General features: G+C 52.1%; 19 protein-coding genes. 9 read left to right on the top strand and 10 right to left on the bottom strand.

Annotated elements, in window-relative coordinates; translation table 11 throughout:
- Positions 1-3: 3 nt before the first annotated feature.
- The 3 genes from GC101_RS30185 to GC101_RS30195 form a co-directional block, all read right to left on the bottom strand.
- Entirely contained in the window at positions 4-330 is a 327-nt protein-coding gene (locus GC101_RS30185; protein ID WP_039299366.1) for a PadR family transcriptional regulator, read from the bottom strand.
- A 175-nt stretch (positions 331-505) separates the two neighbouring features.
- A complete protein-coding gene (locus tag GC101_RS30190) occupies positions 506-1,189 on the bottom strand; it encodes a hypothetical protein (protein ID WP_171720343.1) in 684 nt (227 codons plus the stop codon).
- 110 nt (positions 1,190-1,299) lie between these two features.
- A complete protein-coding gene (locus GC101_RS30195; protein ID WP_171720344.1) occupies positions 1,300-2,052 on the bottom strand; it encodes a peptidoglycan-binding protein in 753 nt (250 codons plus the stop codon).
- Positions 2,053-2,401: 349 nt separating this feature from the next.
- On the opposite strand from GC101_RS30195, the gene GC101_RS30200 reads away from it, so the two are divergent.
- Positions 2,402-3,004: a sigma-70 family RNA polymerase sigma factor gene (locus GC101_RS30200; protein ID WP_171720345.1), complete on the top strand. Its 603-nt coding sequence runs from the start codon at positions 2,402-2,404 to the stop codon at positions 3,002-3,004.
- 29 nt (positions 3,005-3,033) lie between these two features.
- A complete protein-coding gene (locus GC101_RS30205; protein WP_246354590.1) occupies positions 3,034-3,258 on the top strand; it encodes a helix-turn-helix domain-containing protein in 225 nt (74 codons plus the stop codon).
- Between the two features lie 106 nt (positions 3,259-3,364).
- Here GC101_RS30205 and pulA read toward each other — a convergent pair whose 3' ends face one another.
- The 3 genes from pulA to GC101_RS30220 all read right to left on the bottom strand — a co-directional run bounded on the left by pulA (position 3,365) and on the right by GC101_RS30220 (position 9,694).
- Positions 3,365-5,320, bottom strand: coding sequence for a type I pullulanase (gene pulA / locus GC101_RS30210; protein WP_171720347.1), 1,956 nt, complete (start codon positions 5,318-5,320; stop codon positions 3,365-3,367).
- A gap of 199 nt (positions 5,321-5,519) precedes the next feature.
- Positions 5,520-6,146, bottom strand: coding sequence for a C39 family peptidase (locus GC101_RS30215; RefSeq protein WP_171720348.1), 627 nt, complete (start codon positions 6,144-6,146; stop codon positions 5,520-5,522).
- On the bottom strand, positions 6,143-9,694 hold the full coding sequence (locus GC101_RS30220) for a PAS domain-containing hybrid sensor histidine kinase/response regulator (protein WP_171720349.1): 3,552 nt from the start codon (positions 9,692-9,694) through the stop codon (positions 6,143-6,145). The genes GC101_RS30215 and GC101_RS30220 overlap by 4 nt, the downstream gene beginning before the upstream one ends.
- Positions 9,695-9,998: 304 nt before the next feature.
- Here GC101_RS30220 and GC101_RS30225 point away from each other — a divergent pair, with 304 nt between their 5' ends.
- The 3 genes from GC101_RS30225 (at position 9,999) to GC101_RS30235 (ending at position 12,580) form a co-directional block, all read left to right on the top strand.
- The gene (locus tag GC101_RS30225) at positions 9,999-10,820 is read left to right on the top strand and encodes a hypothetical protein (protein ID WP_171720350.1); all 822 of its coding nucleotides are present in this window, start codon (positions 9,999-10,001) and stop codon (positions 10,818-10,820) included.
- Positions 10,821-10,909: 89 nt separating this feature from the next.
- Entirely contained in the window at positions 10,910-12,013 is a 1,104-nt protein-coding gene (locus GC101_RS30230; RefSeq protein WP_171720351.1) for a glycosyltransferase family 4 protein, read from the top strand.
- A gap of 240 nt (positions 12,014-12,253) precedes the next feature.
- Positions 12,254-12,580 carry a P-II family nitrogen regulator gene (locus GC101_RS30235; RefSeq protein ID WP_039300108.1) on the top strand — a complete coding sequence of 109 codons (327 nt, stop codon included), beginning with the start codon at positions 12,254-12,256 and terminating at the stop codon, positions 12,578-12,580.
- 135 nt (positions 12,581-12,715) lie between these two features.
- Here the strand turns inward: GC101_RS30235 and GC101_RS30240 are convergent, their stop codons facing one another.
- Positions 12,716-13,957 (bottom strand): DUF445 domain-containing protein, encoded by a 1,242-nt coding sequence (locus GC101_RS30240; protein ID WP_171720352.1) that lies wholly within the window; start codon positions 13,955-13,957, stop codon positions 12,716-12,718.
- 312 nt (positions 13,958-14,269) lie between these two features.
- On the opposite strand from GC101_RS30240, the gene GC101_RS30245 reads away from it, so the two are divergent.
- Positions 14,270-15,133, top strand: a complete 864-nt coding sequence (locus GC101_RS30245; RefSeq protein WP_171720353.1) for a Cof-type HAD-IIB family hydrolase — start codon at positions 14,270-14,272, stop codon at positions 15,131-15,133.
- A 221-nt stretch (positions 15,134-15,354) separates the two neighbouring features.
- Here GC101_RS30245 and GC101_RS30250 read toward each other — a convergent pair whose 3' ends face one another.
- The gene (locus tag GC101_RS30250; protein WP_076243512.1) at positions 15,355-15,522 is read right to left on the bottom strand and encodes an aspartyl-phosphate phosphatase Spo0E family protein; all 168 of its coding nucleotides are present in this window, start codon (positions 15,520-15,522) and stop codon (positions 15,355-15,357) included.
- A gap of 161 nt (positions 15,523-15,683) precedes the next feature.
- On the opposite strand from GC101_RS30250, the gene GC101_RS30255 reads away from it, so the two are divergent.
- Together GC101_RS30255 and GC101_RS30260 are read left to right on the top strand one after the other, a co-directional pair.
- Positions 15,684-16,139 carry an Imm30 family immunity protein gene (locus GC101_RS30255; RefSeq protein ID WP_042132955.1) on the top strand — a complete coding sequence of 152 codons (456 nt, stop codon included), beginning with the start codon at positions 15,684-15,686 and terminating at the stop codon, positions 16,137-16,139.
- Positions 16,140-16,624: 485 nt separating this feature from the next.
- Entirely contained in the window at positions 16,625-18,961 is a 2,337-nt protein-coding gene (locus tag GC101_RS30260; protein ID WP_171720354.1) for a UvrD-helicase domain-containing protein, read from the top strand.
- 86 nt (positions 18,962-19,047) lie between these two features.
- Here the strand turns inward: GC101_RS30260 and GC101_RS30265 are convergent, their stop codons facing one another.
- Together GC101_RS30265 and GC101_RS30270 are read right to left on the bottom strand one after the other, a co-directional pair.
- A complete protein-coding gene (locus tag GC101_RS30265) occupies positions 19,048-20,376 on the bottom strand; it encodes a 6-phospho-beta-glucosidase (RefSeq protein WP_171720355.1) in 1,329 nt (442 codons plus the stop codon).
- On the bottom strand, positions 20,373-21,353 hold the full coding sequence (locus tag GC101_RS30270; RefSeq protein ID WP_076243510.1) for a BadF/BadG/BcrA/BcrD ATPase family protein: 981 nt from the start codon (positions 21,351-21,353) through the stop codon (positions 20,373-20,375). Before GC101_RS30270 ends, GC101_RS30265 begins: the two co-directional genes overlap by 4 nt.
- 285 nt (positions 21,354-21,638) lie before the next feature.
- Here GC101_RS30270 and GC101_RS30275 point away from each other — a divergent pair, with 285 nt between their 5' ends.
- Entirely contained in the window at positions 21,639-22,355 is a 717-nt protein-coding gene (locus GC101_RS30275) for a GntR family transcriptional regulator (protein ID WP_042132950.1), read from the top strand.
- The last annotated feature ends 20 nt before the right edge of the window (positions 22,356-22,375 follow it).

Consider the following 22,375-nt stretch of genomic DNA (forward strand, 5'->3'; position numbering starts at 1 on the left):
TCATCACAGCTCCTTTATGAATTTGTTGATGACTTCTTGCGTGACTTGCCATTCCTCGCATTTGGCGCGGTAATAGGCCAGGCCCTGCGGGGTGATACGGTAATAAGTACGTCTTTTCCCAAAAGTCTCATCCAGATAAAATGAATCGATATATCCGTTCTTCTCCAGCCGGGTGAATGCGGAATAGAGCGTAGTTTCCTTCATAATGTATTTCTCTTCCGAAAGCCTCCGTATATTCTTGGAAATCTCATAGCCATAAGACTCCCCGTCCAGAAGCATGTAGAGGATCATCGTATCGTTGTATCCCCGGATAACGTCACTGCTGATCAATTGCCTGCCTCCTATACTTCATCTGTCGTAGTAATTAGGTTCATTGTAGCATAATTACTACGACAGATGAAGTAGTTTTTATCCCGGGAAAATTTTAAATTAAAAAGCAAAGGAACACGCTTCCTTACAGCATGTTCCTTTGCTCCCGAAAGATTCGCTTAACATGAATACGAAGTTAAGATCCCGGCTTCTGTTCAATGTATTTAATGTTTCTTGCCACTTCCAGAAAAACCGGAAGCACCTTCTCCTTATTTCTATTGAAATATAGAAAGTACAGCAGCATGTCCGGTGTATTGTCATGCTTTAATACAAAACCGTCTACCCGCGTACCTCCTCCGCCATCACCTGCGCTGCCAATGTATTCCTCATACTGCATTAGGTCCTTGTCTTGAAAAAGGATCTCCCCGCCAAATTTAAGCGATTCATGTGGATTGTCAGGGTGTACCAGACGATCCACCTCACTCATGGCAATGAACTCTGACTTGTTAAGTCCAATCTCAGAGCCGTCTTCATAAACGAATTCCTGCATAGTGTCCGGTATATAGAATCCGTAGGGATGCAAGTCAATTTCCACAAATGCTGACGGATATTCTTGTCCCTGAATAGTAAGTTTCTTCTCACCACCGGTATAGGTTAAGTTCTTAATCAGCTTGGTCTTGGGAATCGTTGTTACCAGGGGCTGTACGATTCCCACCTGCTGCCCGGTTGCCTCAGAGACTTCTGCCGGAGGGGTTTGTTCAGTGGTAGCAATAGGTGCGGAAGAAGCTAATGTTTCGGTCCGGGCGGGCTGTCCGGAGCTGGAACAACTGATCAGGGCGGCGAGTGACAGCATGCTGCATATTCTGAAGAGTATACGCATAGAGTTACCTCCTTTGGCCTTTATCTAGTTCAATAATACCATCACTTTGCCTTTTATTGTAAATAATTTACAAGAAAAACCCAGGCATAACAACCTGGGTCTTGTCTGAATTAATTAACTGTGTCTACATGGAAATGATCAGCATGATCAGCACGGATATAGATTTTACTAGAGGTCAAACCATGGTTGGTATAGTAAATAACTCTGCTGACATTAGTATTAGCTATGCAAATTTCCAAAAACTTTTTTGCCTCGGCAGCAGTCAAACCTGCATTTCTTATATCAACTTCCCGCCCGCTTTGATGGGTACTGTGCTCAGGTGTATCCGCTCCGTCCATCAGACTTCCGTCATTCACTTCTATTAATTTACTATAAGTGGAATAAAAGGCATAGCCGATACTGTATAAGGTATCCCGGCAGCTGCTCGTGCACCATGCGTGGTCCAGCTTATACGTTGCATCATTGGCCAATCCAGCTACCGTGTCATTATAGTTTATATAGCCAGACGTTGACTTGAAAATCCGGACCCACCCCCTTGGTGAAACTCCGATAGATGCATGCATCGCATTGCGGGAACCTGCACCATAGCTCCCATCTGCCGTCAAGCCAGAGTTACTCTGGAATACCATAAGATTTGCAGTTGTCGCTGCATCGAATGCATTGCTGGTATTTCCTTCAAGAGAAGGGGTACTTGTCCATAAATAAGATGGGGTAATGCTCCGGTACTGCCTCAGGTTCGCTTTGAGAACAGCTATCTGAGCATGCGTACTTCCCTGACTGTACACCCCTAAAAAATTAGTTCCATATATCGAATTTGAGTTTGCCGTGCCTACAGCTGCAACATTATTGTGTCCTGCCGCCATATCGGATCATTCCTTCCTCATTGTTAACGCCGGGATTAAGATCATGGATTCCCGGATCCCATGTCTTAATTATCGTTACATCATACAAAGTGAAAGGAAAAGCTCAAAAAACAACCACTTGTGAATTTTTTCATAATCACATGGCTCCCGCCCGAAAACCAGGGTTCACTAGTTTCACGGAGGATTCTACCCAAAAATCTGGGGACTGGGCGTATAAAGTTGTCACTATATTAATGTTTCACATTCTATAACCTATGAGCTGAACTCAAAAGCTTTGCAATTCATTCCACAATCTACCACTCTTCAGTTTAGCTTATGTAATAAAACCAATATTTTAGGAGGGACAGCCATGGATCCAATTGAAAGGGAAGACATGCTACTATTTTTTCAAGAATATAGACAAAAAAATCCTATTTTATTTAAGGACAAGGTCATTCAGTCTTTTTTTGAGTCAGAATTCCACCGAATTCTACTTGTGAGACAACTCAAAGGTAACGAACGGTCCGGGAAACAGCTCGAGGCAGCTTTCAGAGGACATTATTTCGAATTCCGCTTTGCTAAATTTATGAACTCTATTATAAAATTCCATGCTATAGACCAGATCCGCAGGAATCAAAAATATAGGAGACGCAATCTGTTAATCTTTGACCAAGCAGTTTCTGATGAAGGAGAACAAACTTTGGGGGATTTGTTAATGAGCAAAAAGCATACCCTTCCCTCAGAACACTCCATAAAAAAGTCATTAGGCTTCCAGGATTCCATTAACAACGAGAAATTAGCAGAGTTATATTCGATGCTCACTAGTAATCAGCAAAGTATAACAACACTTCGTTATGTTATGGGTTATCAGGACAACGAGATCGCTAAAATTCTTGGAATCAGCCCCCAAGCTGTCGGCAGCACCCGCAATAAGGCATTGAATACTCTCCGGCTCGGTTTACAAGTCCAATGAAATCAAACAGAGAAGACCCGCTGTTGAACATGGTTGCACAGGCACAAGCAGGAGATCTGGAGGCACTGCATCAGATTATTATCCGATTTAAACCGGTTATTCAGAAGGTTAGCCTTACGGCTTCTATTAATGAACAAGATGATTTAGAGCAGGACCTCACTGAAATGTTAATTAAAAAAATTTTGAATTACCCGCTAAATTCCGCTCCAGATTATTCCTCTTTCTGCAATAGGTTATATAAGGCTGCGAACTAACTTAGTATTATTGTCATTCATTTCAATAAAGTTAAACTCAAATAAGGCCAGGGCATCCCAAGGGAAGCTCCTGCGCCTTATCCGGTTTATTTGTAAAACAATTCACTTACAGCACGGCCAGTACAACCATCCCAATGCCTCTGGCCGTTAAAATTCCGTTGTCCAGCTGTCCCGCATGCTCCCCGCCGAACAGAACCGTCCATTCCCCCAGCATGGGCAGCTCAAGAACGGCTCCATCCGGATTGGCATTGTACAGGACGTAGAGATGCTGTGCGGAATCTCCCCCGGCATGATCTCTTAGCGAGAAGGCAACCGAATGCGCCGGAGACTCCTCGAAGACCAGATGGTCACGGATTTCATCGGCAGTCCGCAGCCGGAAGGCGGGACGTGCCGCGCGCAGCGCAATCAGCCGCTTCATGTAATCTACAGATTCCGCATGGGCGGCGCAGCGTTCCCAGTCCAGCCAGTTGTACTCCACTGGCGATTTATAGCTGTTCTCGATCCCGTCCTTGGTCCGCCTGAACTCCTGCCCGGCATGGATGAAGGGAATCCCCTGGCTGGTCAGGATCATCGCTGAGGCCAAGTGGTGCATGGCGCGGCGCTGTTCATCCGTTATCCCTACGGTGGACAGCAGAAGCTTATCCCATAACGTGTGGTTGTCATGGCACTCCACATAGTTAACACTTTGCTGGGGCTCCTGGGCGTATTGCCCGAGGCCCGGCCCGTAGTAGATCCCTCCGGCAATCCCGGCCTTCACATTCCGTTCAAAGCCGCTACCGCCGCTAATGAAGCCTTTCTGGTCATGCAGAAAAATATTGCCTTTGACCGCATCGCGGTAACCGTCATTGAAATGTCCGATGCCCGGCAGCTCATTCGCATGGCGCTGGTTGGCGCGGAGATCCTCTGCCAGCTCCGTATCCATCACCCAGCCCTCCCCTATAGTCATCAGGGAAGGATCAAGCTCATCGAGCCGGCGGCGGATTTCTGTCATGGTGCCAATATCAAGCAAGCCCATCAGATCGAAGCGGAAGCCGTCGATATGATATTCCTCCGCCCAGTAGACTACCGACTCCACGATGAAACGTGACATCATCTTCCGTTCTGAAGCGGTGTCGTTACCGCAGCCGGAGCCGTTGGACAGCCGGCCGTCCTCTTTATAGCGCAGATAATAGCCGGGAACCAGCTTGGTAAAATTCACGCGGAACCCGTCATAGACATGATTGTAGACAACATCCATAATGACACGCAGGCCGCGGTCATGCAGCGCCTGTATCATAGTCTTCAGCTCCTTGATTCGCAGGCCCGGCACATACGGGTCTGTAGCATAGGAGCCTTCAGGCACATTATAGTTTTTGGGATCATATCCCCAGTTATAATGCGGCTGATCCAGCCGGGTCTCATCCACGCTCTCCGTAGAATAATCGTAGACAGGGAGCAGCTGCACATGAGTCACCCCAAGGGCGGCAATATGGTCAAGGCCTGTCGGAATCCCTTCAGGGCCGCGAGTACCGGCTTCTGCCAGGCCTAAATATTGTCCTTTATGCGTAATCCCGCTGGCGGGATGCATTGACAGGTCGCGCAGATGAAGCTCATAGATCACCGCATCAACCGGATCATCCAGCGGCGGCTGCTCCTGCGTCCAATGCTCAGGATCTGTCTTACGCATATCAAGAATTACACCTCTGTCACCATTCACACCGACAGCACGGGCGTAGGGATCTGCTGCTTCATTCCACAAATCGCCCAGCCGCACACGGTAAGTGTAGAATTTCCCGTTCAGATCACCGGGAACGGTGATTCTCCAGGTTCCCCGGACATCCCGGATCATAGGAATATGCTGTCCGGCTGCCTCCTGCCATGATTCATAGAGCACAAGCTCTGCCTCCTGGGCGGTAGGCGCCCATAAACAGAACGCCGAGCCGGTCACCGAATAGCTCAAGCCAAGATCGCTCCCGTCGTAGCTGAACAGTTCATCAAATTCCCGGTCAAACACGGATATACCGCTGGTAGCCGCCGGATCGCCATAATAGATGGGCTCCTTCATTTCCTTTTGTACGGACAAGGCCCCCGCCTCCTTTACCCTTTATTAAAATATACGTCTGCATATACCGGGAGTTACACTAAATCCATTCTTCATAAATGGAATTTTATCCTAGTCTTACGTTTTGTGCAAACGTTTGTATTATGCAGTACCGGAAGGCCGGACCTCTCTGCTGTCCCGTCATGCACTCCAGCCGGCAGGTTAGCCCTTCCTTATGCGGTTAAGGCGCCTCTGAGGATTCCGCTATGTTAAGTGCCACCATTGTAAGGATGGCCTGATTCGCTGGATATGAAATGCGCCGCTCGCGGCCGGGAATATACCCGCGGCCCGGATGCCGCACCCCATTATCATGGACAATCAGGGTACATGTGCCATCAGCGTTATCCTCATAACCGATTCCAAGCACCCAATGATAATCATAGACATAACTCCCCCGCCAGCGGAGGCTGAACCATTTATCAAATTTAAGCGCCACAGGCCGCGAGGCATCGATCTCGGCTTTGTATCTTGAGATATCATTAAATACGGATACCGTAAGCAGCCTGGAGCTATCCTTCCCGCGCGGAGCAGCATGGCTGATATAGGCCCGGAGACCTTTGGCGAAGCTGCGCACACTCATTCCCCAAGGTGTTCCGCCATGATGAGTGTATATGTAATTGATATGTGCTGCCTTGGAATCAAAATGACTGGCCCCCGGAATAAACAGCCTGCCCATACGCGTGTGCCAATATTCCATAAGCGCGGCCATAGTTGCCGGACCGCAGGCTGAGGCGGGAGAGGCTACTCCCGCTTCCCACTGCGTATACGGTTCCGCCTTCAACTGCCGGCTGGACGGCTGTCCGCTCATAGGGATACCCTATTCCGGCAATGCTGCAATACGCGTTCAATATCTGTGGTCAGGTACGGCTTGCTGACAAAGTCATCCATACCGACCGAGAAGCAGCGTTCCCTGTCCTCATCCCTGGCATAGGCTGTCACTGCCGTGATATAAGGCTGATGATCCGGAGGAGCCTGCTGGCGGATTCTGGCCGTTGCCGTCAGGCCGCTCATCACCGGCATTTGCACATCCATAAATACAAGATCATACGGCTTGCGGAGCACAGCCTGCAGTGCCCCGCTGCCGTTGTCTACGAGGTCAGCAGTATATCCTCTTGTGCGGAGCATGGTCAGCAGCAGCTTCTGATTGACCGGATGATCCTCCGCGACCAGAATGCGCATAGGTCCGAATTTGGCAGCAGTTAGCCCCCCTTGCGCAGGAAGCAGTTCCCTGCCGTCAGCCTCATGCTCAAGGCCGCTTCCGGCTGATCCCCCTTGATCCGCCGGGGGAACCGGTACAGATACATGCTGATCGGAGTCAGCAGAATCGGCTGATTCCGCCCACCCTCCATCGGGATCGATATCAATATCTATAGGCAGTGTGAAGTAGAAATCCGAGCCTTCTCCTTCAACGCTCTCCACGGTGATCGCTCCGCCCATCAGCTCAACCAGCCGTTTGCAGATCGCGAGCCCCAGTCCGGTCCCCCCGTATTTGCGGTTGATGGACGGATGAAGCTGGGAGAAGGACTGGAACAACAGCGGCTGTTTCTCCGGCGGAATTCCGATTCCTGTATCCAGCACACTGAATTTCAATATCAGCTTCCTGCGGTCCCGGCAGTATTCCGTACCGAGATGGATAGAGACTTGGCCCTTCTCCGTGAATTTGACCGCATTGCTGACGAGGTTCACCAGTACCTGGCGCAGGCGGGCGGCATCGCCCATAATCAGCTCCGGCACATCAGGAGCCCTATGGCAGGAGAGTTCAATGCCCTTCTCCCGTGCTTTGGGGGCGAACAGCTCCGTTACGCTTTCAAGCAGTCCTTCCAGGCTGACCGGCTCATGAGTAAGCGTCATTTTACCGGCTTCTATTTTGCTGAAATCCAGAATTTCATTAAGAATATATAACAGGGACGCGCTGCTGTCGCTAATGATCTCAGCATAACCGCGCTGCTCCTCATCAAGCTCCGTCTCTGTGAGCAGATCTGTCATTCCCATAATTCCATTCATCGGTGTCCGCAGTTCATGGCTCATGATGGCGAGGAACTCCGATTTGGCCTGGTCTGCTTTCTCTGCCAGTTCCTTCGCTCTAATAATCTCCTTCTCATCGGTAATGTCACGGAAGACAACGACCGCTCCCTTGCGCTCGCCCTTGTCAAACAGAGGGGTAACCTGATATTCGGCCAGAAAGCTGGAGCCGTCCTTGCGCCACAGCACCGCATCCTTGCTCTGATGAGATTCCCCTGCCCGCACCGCCCGCATCAGCGGCGATTCCTCCGGCCGGTAATGAATGCCGTCCAGCGCCGTCTGTTGAAGGTGATCCAGGTAAGGATGGCCCGTGATCTCTCCATATTCAAAGCCCAGCATCTGTGCCCCGGCGGGATTAATAAAGGTTACTTTCCCCTCGGTATCCAGACCGAATATTCCTTCGGAGACCGCATTCAGGATCAGAGTGTAGTCATTGCCCAGCTTCTCAATCTGCTCGGTGTAACGGATACGGTCCGTAATGTCGCGCGATATTCCATATACACCCACAACCTGCTTGTCCACAATAATAGGAATATTGATCGTGTTAATCTCCACCAGACGGCCATCCTTATGAATCAGCGTAAGGTCATAGCTCTGGGGAATACCTTGAGTAGCCAGAGTGAAATGATGCATCGTCTTCCCGATGTCCTTGTCCGCCACGAGCGGTCCGAAGTAATTACCCAGCAATTCGTCCAGCGAGTATCCGCTAAGCTCCTCCAGATAGGGATTGGCCGTGAGATATTCACCCTGCAGATTCATGGAATATACCGCGGAAGGATTATACTCGAACAACGATTTATAGCGCTGCTCGCTCTCCTGCAGCTTCGAGTCGAACTCTTTGCGTTCTGTAATATTCCGGCCGACGGCAATAATCTCCACCGCTTGACCCTGCTCATCAAAAATATAACGGCTGTTCGTCTCAAACCAGATGTAGCTGCCGTTCTTATGACGATAGCGGTAGGAAACCGGCCGGATAAACCCGGAGATCTCGCTTTCAGCCATAATCGCTCTCATCATCTCCAGATCATCCGGATGCAAATAATGATAAGCGCTGGTACCAATCATCTCTTCAGGCTCATAACCTAGCAGTGATTGGCTGGCCGGTGAGCAGTACAGGAAGATGCTGTCCTTGATGGCGTGGCGGGAAATCAGATCGAGTGAATTCTCCGACATCAGGCGGTAATTGCGTTCACTCTCCCGCAGCAGCCGCTCCATCTGCATCCGCTCGGTAATATCCTGCATCATGCCGATCAGCTGAACCGGCTGGCCGCCCGGTCCGAAGGTTACATCCCACTGGATGTGTACAGCCAGGATATCTCCATTCGGCAGAATCAGCCGGTAAGACGTGTCCCCGGACTCGCCCTTGATTACAGCACGCTCTACAGCAGCCTGCAGGAGAGAGAAATCCTCCGGATGAACCAGAGCCATGAAAGCTTCGTAATCCACATTGTCATTCCCGACAGCATTCTGCAGAATACGCCGCACCTCTTCCGAGAATAACAGCTTCCCCTTGGTCAAATCCCAGCCCCACGAGCCAATTCTGGCTACCCTCTGGGCGATGGCGAGCGCTTCCTCGCTCTGCTTACGCCGGGTCACATTACGCCCGATTCCCATAATTCGTGTAATTTCGCCGTTCTCGTCCCGGATTTCATGAAAAGACATCTCAAACCATAAATAATGCCCTTCCTTGTGACGCAGCCGGCGGCTGTAAGTATCATTCTTCAACAGGCCGTTGGAGCTGCTAATCCCGTCAAAATCATCCGGATGATAGAATTCTGCCCGGTTTCTCCCGATCATCTCCTCCGGCAGATATCCAATCTGCGGGAAGGAGGAGGGGGAAATAAAGCTTAAGGTCCCATCCGGCAGCGAGAAGGAAATCATACTCTGATCATCTTTTATAAATAAGTTGTACAGATCGCGGCTGTCTACTGTCAGCTGGTCAGCTATCTTGCGGTCCGTAACATCCTGTGCATATACAATAATATTCCGGTCCATCCGGCCTGCTTCTGCCGGAACAAACGTAAGGGATAGCCAGAACGGCCGCCCGCCGCTGCCCGGGAAACGCAGCTCTTTCACAAGGGGCTGCCCGTTGGTCTGCAACAGCTCCTTCATGATTTCGGGTAAAGAGAATCCCCGCTGCTCTTCCGGCCGGACCCGGCCTGTCCCGGATAAAGCGCCCGCGAGAAACTCCGGTTCACTGCAGCCAAGCATCGTGCAAAAAGCAGGGTTAACCATGACCCAGCGGTCTCCTTCAGAAGACAGCACAGCCATCCCCACTGGAGACATCAGGAATGCTTGATCCAGAATGGTACTATTCTCTGCCAAGTTATCCATTAAACAAGGCCTCCTTCATCTCGAGCCGGCGCTTCTGCAGACTCTCTGTTGTCTTCGCTTGTCCTTCTATATCTCACAGTATACGATAAGAGCAGCAGGGAATGAAACGTGCAGCCCCCATTGGATCAGGAAAATTTAAATTGTAAATATTGACTATTCCAGAAATGCGTCCTATATTAAAAGGTAATTATATAACCGTGACTCATTACGCTGGAAGCACCCGTAATAGAGGCCTATTGGCCTTTACTGCGGGTGCTTTTTTTGCGTGTATTACCGGGAAACGGAAACAAGAGGAGGAATATTAATGATGAATCTGTGCAGGAGCGCTGCCATAACGCTGCTCTCCCTGCTGATTGCCCTGGCCACTCTGGCCGGGTCTGCTTCTGCATCTCCGACTGTAATAACCGCATCGGTTCGGGCGTCTTTTGATCTTACTGCGGCAGCGGCAGAGAGTACTGTCCGCGTCCGGCTGAAGAGCCAGTACAGCGAACTATCCCTCCTGTCAGCCCAATATGACAGCCGGGAGGTACAGATTAGAGCGCTTCATGATCAGAATGCAGAGTCGCTGATTGTTGTCCGCGAGGCTATCAAGAATATAGACCAGGCTTCCGTAGCCCGGCTTACCGCAGCTGTCAGCAGCGCCAAGGAACGCTACCAGCCGCTGTTCGATCAATACAGTGTGCTCAACAAACGGATTTCCCTGCTCAAAGGGCTGAAGGACAAGACGCTGAATTCCGTACTGAAGGCCCAGTCCGAGGCCATGAAGCTCCTTGTACAGCTGGCCCGACAGGAGATACGCGACAAGGAAGCCCTGCTCAAGGCTGCCAAGGATACACGCACCAAGCGGGTTGCCGCTGCCCGCAAGATTCTGGCCGGAATGGACAACGCGCAAATTTCAATGAAATCCCAGAAGAGTGCAGCCTCCGCATTGAACAAACGGCTTACCGCAGACTGGAGCGATTTCAAAGCTGCGGTCCGCAAGCAGAACTCCGTCCTGGCCGGCCAATCCCTATCCTCAATGGTCTCCGGCTACCGGCAAATTGCAGCCAGCAAGCTGAAGATTATTGAGCTGGAGCAGAAGATCGCAGCCATTATTACCGCTACCCATAAGCAAATCGGCACTTGAACCTCTATCTGTCCTGTATCTTCCAACCGTAAGGGCGCATATGGTAGTTAAAGAAGACCATCATCATGCGGCGGGAGGAGGCATTCACTATGCGTATCTGCATCATTGCACCCGAACAGTTCCCGGTTCCAGGGGATGGCTCTGTAGAGATCTGCATCTGGAATATTGCCCGGCGGCTTGCCCGAAGGCACAAAGTAACTATAGTGAGCCGGAGATCACCGGGACTCCCGGACACGGACGAAATAGAGCAGGTCAGGTTCATCCGCCTTCCATCCGGCACCCCTGCCCGGTACCGCAGCTCGGTTCTCGGATATCTGGAAGCGGCGGAACCCTTTGAACTGATTCAGATCGATAACCGGCCGCTGCTGCTGGCCGCTGTCAAACGGCGGCACCCCGGCACTCCGGTGCTGCTGTTCCTGCATTCCCTGACCTTCGTGCCGCCGGAATCCAGAATCGCCCGCAGTCTCGCCCTGGCGGACGCTGTCGCGGCTAACAGCCGCTCCCTGCAGCAGCGGCTCGCGCGGCGGTTCCCCGGCATCCCGGGCAAGCTCCGCGTTGTTCCGCTGGGGGCTGACCTGTCCCGCTTCGTCCCCGTGCCGGCGCAGGAGAAGGCACGCCTGCGCGCGCTGTACGGCCTGGCTCCCGGCTTCACCGTCTTGTTCGTGGGCCGGGTAATCCCGCGCAAGGGAGTGCCTGTGCTGATCCGGGCCATGCACCGGCTGAACAGGCATATGCCCGCCCGGCTAGTGATCGCCGGAGACGGCAAGCCGGCTTATCTCCGGCAGCTTAAGGTACTCGCGCGCCGGCTGGGTGTGCGCGTGTCTTTCCTGGGGAATATCCCGCATGAGGATATTCACAGCCTGTATCAGGCCGCAGACTGCTTCATCTGCCCTTCCCAGCGGCATGAATCCTTCGGCCTCGTGAATGTGGAGGCCATGGCCACGGGACTTCCGGTGATCGCCTCGCGAAACGGCGGAATCCGGGAGATTATTGATTCCGGCCATAACGGCTATCTGGTGGGGAGATACCGGGACCCTGCTCCTTTCGCCAAGCGAATGCTGATGATCGGCCGCAATCCTGTGCTCGCGGCAAGGATCGGGATGCAGGGGCGTAGCGATGCACTGCAGTTGTTCGAATGGCAGCACACTGTAGAGCTGCTGGAGAATCTCTACCTGAAGCTGGTACCGCAATAACCGGAGGAGACGGGTCCGTGCACCTCCTCCGGGATGCGATACAGCAGCCCCTTTGACACTCCCCGGCAATGCGACATTGTGTCATACGAATTTTGTGATCCTTCTCGCAGGATACGGCTGCAGTTAATATTATACTCATATTGTAAGCGTTGCCATTAAGCAAATGCACTGCACAGTAAGCCAACAAGACATTGGCAACCCCCTACAACACAATATTCGCTGTAGAAAGGGTGCATCGTTATGTTAATGATCAAAGCTATAGTACGACCGGAGAAAGCGGATGAGGTCATGGCTGAATTACTGCTTGCCGGCTTCCCCTCCATCAGCAAAATGGACCTGCTCGGACGCGGTAAGCAAAAGGGAATCCAGGTCGGAACCAACCATTACAATCAAATTTCCAAGAAGCTTCTGATGATCGTAATCCAGGATGATGAGAAGGATGACGTCATCAGCATTATTATGCGCACAGCAAGAACCGGTGAGCATGGCTCATTCGGCGACGGCAAAATTTTTGTCCTGCCCGTACAGGAGGTCTTCACCATCAGCAACGGTAAAAACCAGCTGTAAGCTTCCCGCTCTTCCTTATAATCTGCTTTCCTGTAGCGCATATGAAAGAGGCAGCAAAACGTTCCGCCGGTCTCCGTCTTCACGGACGGTCCGGGAACGCCTTGCTGCCTCTGCCTGTTCTTGCTCATGCTACTGTCAGATCATCTGGATAACTGTAAGCACCAGCCCTACAACAAAACCGCACACAGCTCCATTAACGCGAATCCACTGCAGATCCTTGCCCACCTTCTCCTCCAGCATGTTCACGAGCGAGGCGTCATCCATTTGATCAAGGTTCTCCTTGACCAGCTGGCCGATCCGGTAATGATTAGATTCCACGAAGGCGATCAGCGTGCCGCGGATCCGCTCCTCGGAAGCCTGAATCCATTCCTGCTCCTTGCCGATCCGCCGGACCAGCATAGCATACAGCCAGAACAGCTTGCGGCCGCCGCGTACCCGGTCTTCCTCAAGCAGCGCAACCGCCTTGACGCGCAGTCCTTCCAGCTGCTGCTGCACGAAAGCCGTAGCAGCCTCCCCTTGCAGCTCATTCAGCGCCCAATCCTTCAGCGAGGAGATCCGCTCCTCATTGCTCAACAGCTGGAACAGAGCGACACGGATCTCACGGATGACTTCCTCACGGTACTGGCTGTCCTCTTCCTTGAAATCACGGATAGTGGACTGCACCATGCCCTGCAGCATTTCACCCAGCATATCGGCATCAACGAATCCGACAAAAGCCTGAAACGCCATCCCCTTCAGCCCGCCAAGCTTCACCTCAGCCAGCTTCTCGCTGGCGATCTTGCCCAGCATCGCACGGGTTTCCGGACGCCCGCTCCAGGAGGAGATCCCTTCCAGCGCATAATCAAGAGCGGCAATATCCTTGCCGTCATTCATCAGGCTGGTAGCGATTTTATCGGCGGCAACGCCAAGCTCAGCTTCACGCAGATAGCCTGCTGCTGCAGATTGAAGATACGGAACCGCCTGCTCTACCGGAAGCCGCAGTACGAATTCTTTAATCTGCTCCAGCATTTCCGTTCTTGCTTTCTTTCTGGAGAAGAACCGTGTCAGCATGCCGGCTCCCAGAGAGATGATGTTGATTTTGCGCAGCTTGTTCTCAATGCTTTCCTTGTTCAGCAGTTCATTCTCCATCGCGGAGATTAGAGACTGTATAAGCTTATCCCGATTCTTCAGCAGCAGCGAAGTATGCGGAATTCTAAGCCCCAGAGGATGGCGGAACAACGCGGTCACTGCAAACCAGTCGGCAATCCCTCCGACAAGCCCGGCCTCGAAGCCCCCTCTCAGCAGAATAACAGCCAGGTTCTCCGGCAGAAATAAGGTGAACAGGAAACCGCATGCCATGATGGCAAGAGATATGGTAGCTAAATTTCTGGATTTCATGTGTTTATTATCCCCCTTACATAACGACCCCAAGCCATCTTTTGCCCGAAAAAATTGCTTTGCAGACAACAGCAGACATTCCCGTTACAAGATTGCAGGTCTACATTCAATTGTACCACGAGAAGACTCTTTTCTGAAAATCCGGCAAGAAACGCAGCTTAAATATACGCACCCCGGACTATATATGGATGAAAATGTGATTTTTATATTTCAGAGAAATAATGATAAGATACAGAAAGATGAGTTATCGTGTGAAATTTAGAGCCCTTGAAGGGGCACTTACAACTATAGATGGAATAGGAGAACTGCAACATGCTAATTGCACTGGATATGGACGGAACACTGCTGAACGAGGATGGTGAGATTAGCAGGGAGAACAAGGAAGCCATACTGCACGCACAGCGCCTGGGGCATACCGTGATCATAGCCACCGGACGTTCTTACATGGATGCGGAGCGCCAGCTTCGGCTGGCAGATCTGGAGTGTCCTGTAGTGAGTCTGAACGGCGCTGTTATCACACTGCCTGACGGAACGCTGGCCGCGAGTACACCGCTGAACAAGGAGGATATCATCCCCGCGCTGCGCTGGATGAACGAGATTCCTGAATTGTACTATGAGGTATACACAGAGGATAACGTATATGTAGAGCTTGATAAGCGGGTACGTCTGGAGAAGCTGTCGGCACTGAAGGAAGATGAGGTTCCCGAAGAGGTGGGCTGGCTGCTTAAGGCGATGATCGACCAGCAGTTTCAGCAGGCGGCTGTAACCTATGTGGAGAGTATGGAGGACATCTGGAGCAAAGAGGAGAATCTGATCTACAAGACACTCGCCTTCTCGCTAAACCGCGAACTGCTGAAGGAAGCCTCTACACGGTTCGCTGCGATTCACGGGCTGATTATTACGGCATCGCATGTCAACAATATTGAAATTAATCATAAAGATGCTAATAAAGGCAACGGCGTGAAGCTGATGGCGGAGCATTACGGCATCCCGGCAGCGCAAATCGCAGTTATGGGTGACAGCTATAATGATCTGCCGATGTTCGAGATCGCCGGCTACCGGATTGCAATGGAGAATGCCGCACCCATCCTCAAAGAAACCGCCGATTTCATTACGCTAAGCAACTCGGAGCATGGTGTTGCTGCGGGTCTGCGGCATCTTTTGGATAAGCAGTAACTCCGTCTTCATAGCAAAGAAAAAACAGCCCTCACAGGAAGGCTGCTCTTCTTCAGCGGCGGCCGGCTCCAGAGCGATGAAGACAGCAGACAGATATTGCACCCAGGTTTAATGCGAGAAATATGATGACAGTTAACCGCTGGGCGGTAGTCAAAGCCAACAGAACGGGAATAAACACGACATCCCTCCAATTCTCACCTTTTATTTGTGAATCTATCCAATCAGCTAATCCTTTGCGGATAGCTATACTGATTAAGCAAATGATCCAGGGCAACGGATTGTTCAACTACTTTGGGATGTGTCAAAATGCCGTATCTCTGCTGCGTCTGGTACAACTTCTGTCTGGCTTTCTCTACCTGCAGCAAAAATGTACGATCATTGGTCTGCATGACACTTCCTCCTTTGTTCAATATATTAATCTCAGCTGTCAAAAATTGGACCTTAAGATAAATGGCGTGAACTATTCTTACATAACCCGCCTCAAGCTGCACTCTGCCCAGCATGAACCCCCGGCAGCTTCAGCTGCAAGGTGAATTAGGAGGAATCTCAGATGAACCTGTACCCGGGGATTGCCCGGCTATATGAGAACCGGCTGCTGCGTACCGAGCTGGAATGTGAGCAATTTGATCTTGCGCTGGAAGGCCTGGCTGGTGATACGGAGGATGCCGTGATTCATCAGATCTTCAAGGTATTCGATGATGATACGGAACAGGAGGAGGTCATGTTCAGCCTCGTCCATTTCGTGGAGAGCGTTCAAATGGAGATGTACCTGACCCAGCTGCTCGAGTCACTGCCGGACATGATGGAGCATGCGCGCAACTGGGCCATTGTGCTGAATACAAGAATCCTGAATGACGATAATTACCGCAAAGATTACGCAGAGATCGCCGCTCTCATGCCGGTGAAGGTCAAGAGATGCCTGGCTTTTCTGCTGGAGGAAATTAAGGAAGACAATCCCCGGCTGTTCGAGCGCAAGGCTAATTACATTCTCGCTAAACTGAAGTAACTAATCTATCCATACTTCGCAGCCCCGCTAAGCAGAATGCCCAAAGCTATTGCCGGACCCTCCTGAAGAATATCCAGAATCACATGTCTTGGTTCCAGTCCCTTAAGCCCTTGATGGGCTCGTTCTGCCTATTATCCCGCTCCTCTTATTCACTAGACTTCCATGCAGGGGAACGGGCAAAATGGTATATTGTATACTGGTCAAAATGTTGTACATATTGCAACTTAGATTTATAGATACCAGGAAATTCGAAGAATTGTTGCATGAAATACAGCAATTGTCTGGATTATCCGCTTAAATGAGGTGGAATCCTGCATTTCCTACAACAATTTTGGGATTAGGCGAATTTTTAGGAGGGGAATGTTGTATTTCGTGCAGGACTTAGAGCTGGTGAAGTGATAGTCTACGCCTGAAAGTTCCCCCACCGGTAAACCCGCAGTATAACTTGCAGATAAGCTTATATAGAACAAACGAAGGTGAATCTAATGAACAAGCTTTTATTTCATAATATACCGCTGGGCGCTACCGGCGAGAAAATCCCCCAGGCGAAGGTTGCCTCCGCCCGGACGAGCAGGGAGACCGTGAAGCCCGGAGACAGCGACGCGGCTTACTTCCGCAGGCTGGAGGAAGGCGGCATTCTGCTCAATCCTCCGCAAATCTCAGCGGTGCGGCATCATCTCGGGCCGCTGCTGACGCTGGCGGGAGCAGGCTCCGGCAAAACCTCGGTGCTGATCTGCAGAACCGGGTATTTGCTGTCTGTGCGCGGCATCGCCCCGGGCCGGCTGCTGCTGCTCACGTTCTCCAGCAAGGCAGCGGCAGAGATGCGAGAGCGGATTGCGCTGCTGCCGGGTGTGGATGCGGGCGATGCCGCCCGCCTGCAGGCCCGCACGTTCCACTCGTTCTTCCTTTATTTCCTGCGCCGGCAGGGACTGCGGCAGGATATATTCCATGAAACCCGGCGCCAGCACATTCTGCTGAAGCAGATCATGCGTCAGCTCGGGCTGCCGAAGGATGCTTATCCCCCAGAGAATCTGCTCACCCTGCTCTCCTCCTGCAAGATGAATATGGGCTTGCCGGAGGATATGCCGGAAACGACGGAAGCCGAGAAGGAAATGAAGGCCATTCTCGCCCTGTACGAGCAGTGGAAGACCGATAATTTCAAAATCGATTTCGACGACGTGCTGCTGATCGCCTACCGGATGCTCCGGGAGCAGCCGGCGCTGCTGCTGGAGCTGCAGCAGAAATACCAATATGTAATGGTCGACGAATTCCAGGATACGAATGCGCTGCAATATGAGCTGGTCAAAATGATCGCCCATCCACAGGACAATCTGATGGTGGTCGGAGATGATGATCAGACCATCTATTCCTTCAACGGGGCGCGCAGCGAGTTCATCCTGGAGTTCGAGAAGCTGTATCCCAATGCCAAGGTGATCACCCTCGATATCAATTACCGCTCAGGCCCGGCCATTATCGGGCTGGGCAACGGGATTATCCGCCACAATTCACGCCGCCGGGCCAAGACGCTGCAAGCCGCCAAAAGCAGCGGCAATCCGCCCCGCTATCTGCGTCCGCAGACGGCGGATGAAGAAGCCGAGCAGATTGTAGAGCATATCGAGCGTGAGATCGGCAGCGGAGCAAGAGAATACCGCGATTATGCGCTGTTATACCGCGCCACCAGCAGTAACCGGGCAATCCTGGAGCTGCTGCTGATGCGCGATATCCCTTATGTAGACTACGGCGAAGGCCAGCTGCTCTACGAGCATTGGCTGATCTCCCCTGTGCTGGATCATCTGCGCCTGTCTGTTAACCGCCGGAACTTCGCCGCGATGGAGAATATTCTGCCGACCCTCTACATGAGCCGGGAAAAAGGGATGGAGCATATCCGCCGCATGGAGGCCGTGCAGGCGAAGCAGGGCCCGCTGATTCACCTCCTGTCCATGCCGGGCATGGAGGATTTCAAAGGTACCAAGCTGCGCGAGCGGCTGGATCTGATCCGCGGGCTGAGCGGGCTGACACCGGTGCAGGCCATCCGCCAGATCCGCACTGTTTTCTATGACTATTTCATCGAAGCCAATGAGCGGCATCAGGCTACCCTGCACCGGGAGACGCTTAAGGAAATGCTCGATGAGCTGGAGGCATCCGCAGAGCGGTTCGGCACGATTCCGCTGTTCCTCGAATTCATAGATAATGTAACCGAGCGCAACGAGCAGAGCCGCCAGCCGGGGCTTAAAGAGCAAGGCAACCGGATTGCCCTGATGACTATCCATAAATCCAAAGGACTGGAGTTCCCCGTTGTCTTCCTTATCGGGGCTTCCGAGGGCATTCTGCCGCATAGCTCCGCATTGGAGGAGGGCCGGCTGAAGGACCGCAAGCCGGCGAAGGCAAGCGTTACTGTGGTCAGCAGTGCCGCCGCCAGAGCCGCAGCTGAGGCAGGAATAGCTGCACTCGAAGAGGAACGCAGACTCGCCTATGTAGCTGTTACCCGGGCCCGCGAGGAGCTGTTCATCAGCTCGCCCGCAAGGCACCGGGGCAAAAAGGCAGAGGTCTCGCGCTTCATGCTCTCCGCCTTCCGCATTGCTGCACCGCCTCAGGCAGCTGCACCGGCCGCCGGAAACAGAAGCAATGTAGTGCGCAGCAGCTATTCGTCCGGGTCCTCCGCAGCCAGAATGCATACAGTTCCCGTCTGGAGCTGTACCGGCAAGTCCTGCCCGGGCTGGACCCGGATGAAGGCGGGCGGAGCCGAGGATCACCTTGCCTCGAAGCCCTGTCCGCTCTGCAAATCCGCCATGCAAAAGAGCACCCGGGAAGTCCCTGTATAACGGACGCACGGCCTCCTGCACACAACCATCAGCCCCATTCAGCAGCTAACCGGCGCTGAATGGGGCTGATGTTGTTATTCCCGGGTTTATCTTGCCCGCACCTGGAATTGGGGCAGATAATCGGCATTCTGCTCAAGAATATCGGCCAGAACCTCCTTGGCGATCCGCTCGTCTCCTACCAGCGGGTGGATCGTCAGCGCCTGCAGCGCAGAGGCATAATCCCCTTTCACCGCCGCTTCAATCGTCAGCTCTTCATAAGCCTTCACCACCTGCAGCAGACCTCTGATCTGGGGAGGGAGCGGCTTGCTCGGGGCAAGCGCATGCGGCCCGTCGGATTTGATAACACAGTTGATCTCAATGGAGACATCGCCCGGAAGATCAGGGATGATCCCCTGATTACGCACATTGACCGTCTGAATGTCGCCGGTATCATTATAGATGGACTTCATCAATTGAACAGCCGCTTCCGAATAGTAGGCACCGCCGCGTTTCTCCAACTGAGCCGGCTTACTGTTCACTTCGGGCTGCTTATAGATCTCGAACAGCTCGGCTTCTACTTCTTTCACCTCATCGGCACGGGTCTTTCCGGTCTCTTGATAATGCCCGGAGATCTCCCGGTACATCTCTTCCTTCATATAATAATAACGGTGGTAGGGGCAAGGAAGTGCTCCCACGGACTGAATGAATTCGGAATCCCATTCCAGATCGGGTATATTGGCCATCGAAGTCCCTTTGGCTCCGGACAGCTTGTTCAGGAAATCCTCCGTCACGTCCTCTCCTTCAATCAGCACCCGGGTCGTCCAGTTGAGGTGATTGATTCCGACAATCTCAATGAACATATCCGATTGCGGAACCCCGTAGAGCTCAGCGATCTGCATCTTCGTGCTTATCGGGAGATTGCACAGCCCGACAGATTTGACACGGGAATGCTTCGAGACGGCTTCCGTAATAATACCGGCCGGGTTGGTGAAGTTGATCATGAACGCGCCCGGGGCCAGTTCCTCAATATCCCGGCAAATGTCCAGAATTACCGGAATGGTGCGAAGTGCCTTGGCGAATCCGCCCGCGCCTGTTGTCTCCTGGCCGATTAAATGATGGGCCAGCGGTATCTTCTCATCTCTTGAGCGGGCATCAAGCATGCCCACACGGATCTGCGTAGCGACAAAATCCGCACCGCGAATCGCTTCGCGCCGGTCCAGCGTCGTATGAAGCTTGATAGGTTTGCCGCTTGCATCAATCATACGCTGTGCCAGTTCGCCTATGATTCTCAGTTTGTCCGCTCCGGCCTCGATATCTGCCAGATACAGCTCAGCAACCGGGAATTCATCATAATACCGGATCAGGCCCTCTACAAGCTCCGGTGTATAGGAGGAGCCTCCTCCGATTACTGCGATTTTCAAGTGGTTCTTCTTCATTTGCGATTCCCTCCGTCTCTCTTGAAATTCTCTATTATTGCCGGGGTTACGGGCAGGCCAAGCCGGTCCATGGCAAGCATCACTGCACCGAATACAGGCGGCAGCTCCGGGATTACAAGTGTGCAAAGGGGATGCTCCGCCTTCACCTCTTGAAGCAGCGCATCCAGCAGCAACGGGTTTCTGCCGGATTGAAGGATACTCCCGGTAAGGATGACCGGCACCGCTTCCTCTTCAAAGCCGCCCAGTTTGCGGATCACAGCCGATGCAGAAATCCCCAGCTCTCTGCCCATATCTGCAAGCAGCTGGCGGGAGAGCCAGTCGCCCGAATCTGCCGATTCGTGAACAATCAGCGACAGCTCCAGCGGCGCCGCAGTGATCTCGTCATCGAGATACCGGTTCAGCATCTCCCCGAAGCTTGTAAACCCAAGCCTCAGAGGTATCCGCTCGACCAGATCACTGTAGGGTTCCCTGCCTTCCCAGCAACGCACCGCCCTGCCGAGTGCCTGTGCAGCGAGATAAAAGCCGCCGGCCCGGTCACCGAACAAAGTGTCAAATCCGCCTACCTGCACCGTTTGCCCGAGCCGGTTGCGGCCCGCCGCGTTCGTATTGCTTCCACAGACAAGCACCACTCCCGTGTTATCCCGGCTCCCGACACGGAGTCCCTCCAGCGTATCGCAGACCATATTCCAGCTCCGCAAGTCCAATTGCCTGCTGATTTCCGGAGAAAGCCTGTCCATATCAATACTGCGATCAGCACCCGCAAGACCGAACTGTACAAAATCCAGCTGATCCATGGCAATTCCTGCCTGCGCAAGCGCGCCAAACAGCGCTCCGCGAATATTGAGCACAGCCGCCTGGACTCCAATGATTTGATGGTTGCCGCAGCCTGTCACTGCGGATCCCAGCACGTTGCCGTAATGATCAGCTATAATGGCAATGGTTTTGCTTCCGCCGCCGTCTACACCCGCGAAGTACATAGCTTTCACTCCTGATTGGTATATTGAGTTTATTTATAGTAACATTTTTAAATATTGTTCCTACAAATATATTTCCTTTTTCATGCGTCCTTATAGTCAGAAAACTCCCTTACAGAAAAATACAATAGATAAATCTCTTTACCAGGCATAGAGTGAACAAAGTTTTGATTCCAATTTCAGGAACTACATAATCCCGGAACCCCGGATTCTCCTCTTTTCTATTAGGTTTCTCCTGCTCTTTTTCCGTGATATAATATAACAAATTGGCATCGGAGGAAACTTGTAATGACAAAGAGAACAAATAACACTTTATATTTCAATATTAAAGAACAACTGCTCAAACAGATTCAATCCGGGTTCTATGCCGTCGGAGAGAAACTTCCTACCGAAGCCGCATTATGCGAGATGTTCTCCGCCAGCCGGACTACAATCCGCCTCGCGCTCAGCGAGCTTGAGGTTCAGGATATTCTTGAGCGGCATCAGGGCAAGGGCACCTTCGTCAAACGCAAGGAGCTCCAGCTTAACCAGAAACGCAGCTTCACAGAAGATGTGCTGATGAGCGGCAAAGAGCCGACCAGTAAAATCATCGAAGCCAAAGTGATGCCTGCGGAAATACCGCTTAATGAATTCCTTAATATTTCGGTGAAAGCTCCCGTGAACCAGCTTTTGCGGATCCGCTACGCGGATAATGAACCCCTTCTATATGAAACTACTTATATTGCCTGGGATCTTGCCCCGGGGCTCATCAATGAATATAAAGACGGCTCCCTCTTCTCCTTCCTGGAATCAGAATACAGCCTGAAGGCTTACCGCTCTGTCGAGCAGCTGAAGCCTGTACTGGCGGACAAGCTGGCCAGCAGATTGCTTGGCGTCAAAGAAGGCTCCCCTTGTCTGCAAGTACGAACTTTTACGTATCTGGCCGACGGCTCCCCGCTGGAATACAGCTTCGGCGTATTCCGGGGTGATTTCCCCAGCTATACTATCGAGCGGCAATTTGGATAACAGAAGGTTAGAACAAAATT

It is taken from the genome of Paenibacillus phytohabitans, from assembly GCF_013141775.1.
GTDB classification, from domain to species: domain Bacteria; phylum Bacillota; class Bacilli; order Paenibacillales; family Paenibacillaceae; genus Paenibacillus_AQ; species Paenibacillus_AQ phytohabitans.

What these genes read in the sequence shown, in the direction of transcription:
- GC101_RS30260 (WP_171720354.1), top strand. Translation starts at nt 16,625, where the DNA reads ATGAACAAGCTTTTATTTCATAATATACCGCTGGGCGCTACCGGCGAG.
- GC101_RS30240 (WP_171720352.1), bottom strand. Translation starts at nt 13,957, where the DNA reads ATGAAATCCAGAAATTTAGCTACCATATCTCTTGCCATCATGGCATGC.
- GC101_RS30220 (WP_171720349.1), bottom strand. Translation starts at nt 9,694, where the DNA reads ATGGATAACTTGGCAGAGAATAGTACCATTCTGGATCAAGCATTCCTG.
- GC101_RS30190 (WP_171720343.1), bottom strand. Translation starts at nt 1,189, where the DNA reads ATGCGTATACTCTTCAGAATATGCAGCATGCTGTCACTCGCCGCCCTG.
- GC101_RS30205 (WP_246354590.1), top strand. Translation starts at nt 3,034, where the DNA reads ATGGTTGCACAGGCACAAGCAGGAGATCTGGAGGCACTGCATCAGATT.
- GC101_RS30255 (WP_042132955.1), top strand. Translation starts at nt 15,684, where the DNA reads ATGAACCTGTACCCGGGGATTGCCCGGCTATATGAGAACCGGCTGCTG.
- GC101_RS30250 (WP_076243512.1), bottom strand. Translation starts at nt 15,522, where the DNA reads ATGCAGACCAATGATCGTACATTTTTGCTGCAGGTAGAGAAAGCCAGA.
- GC101_RS30225 (WP_171720350.1), top strand. Translation starts at nt 9,999, where the DNA reads ATGATGAATCTGTGCAGGAGCGCTGCCATAACGCTGCTCTCCCTGCTG.
- GC101_RS30275 (WP_042132950.1), top strand. Translation starts at nt 21,639, where the DNA reads ATGACAAAGAGAACAAATAACACTTTATATTTCAATATTAAAGAACAA.
- GC101_RS30245 (WP_171720353.1), top strand. Translation starts at nt 14,270, where the DNA reads ATGCTAATTGCACTGGATATGGACGGAACACTGCTGAACGAGGATGGT.
- GC101_RS30195 (WP_171720344.1), bottom strand. Translation starts at nt 2,052, where the DNA reads ATGGCGGCAGGACACAATAATGTTGCAGCTGTAGGCACGGCAAACTCA.
- GC101_RS30265 (WP_171720355.1), bottom strand. Translation starts at nt 20,376, where the DNA reads ATGAAGAAGAACCACTTGAAAATCGCAGTAATCGGAGGAGGCTCCTCC.
- GC101_RS30270 (WP_076243510.1), bottom strand. Translation starts at nt 21,353, where the DNA reads ATGTACTTCGCGGGTGTAGACGGCGGCGGAAGCAAAACCATTGCCATT.
- GC101_RS30215 (WP_171720348.1), bottom strand. Translation starts at nt 6,146, where the DNA reads ATGAGCGGACAGCCGTCCAGCCGGCAGTTGAAGGCGGAACCGTATACG.
- GC101_RS30200 (WP_171720345.1), top strand. Translation starts at nt 2,402, where the DNA reads ATGGATCCAATTGAAAGGGAAGACATGCTACTATTTTTTCAAGAATAT.
- GC101_RS30230 (WP_171720351.1), top strand. Translation starts at nt 10,910, where the DNA reads ATGCGTATCTGCATCATTGCACCCGAACAGTTCCCGGTTCCAGGGGAT.
- GC101_RS30235 (WP_039300108.1), top strand. Translation starts at nt 12,254, where the DNA reads ATGTTAATGATCAAAGCTATAGTACGACCGGAGAAAGCGGATGAGGTC.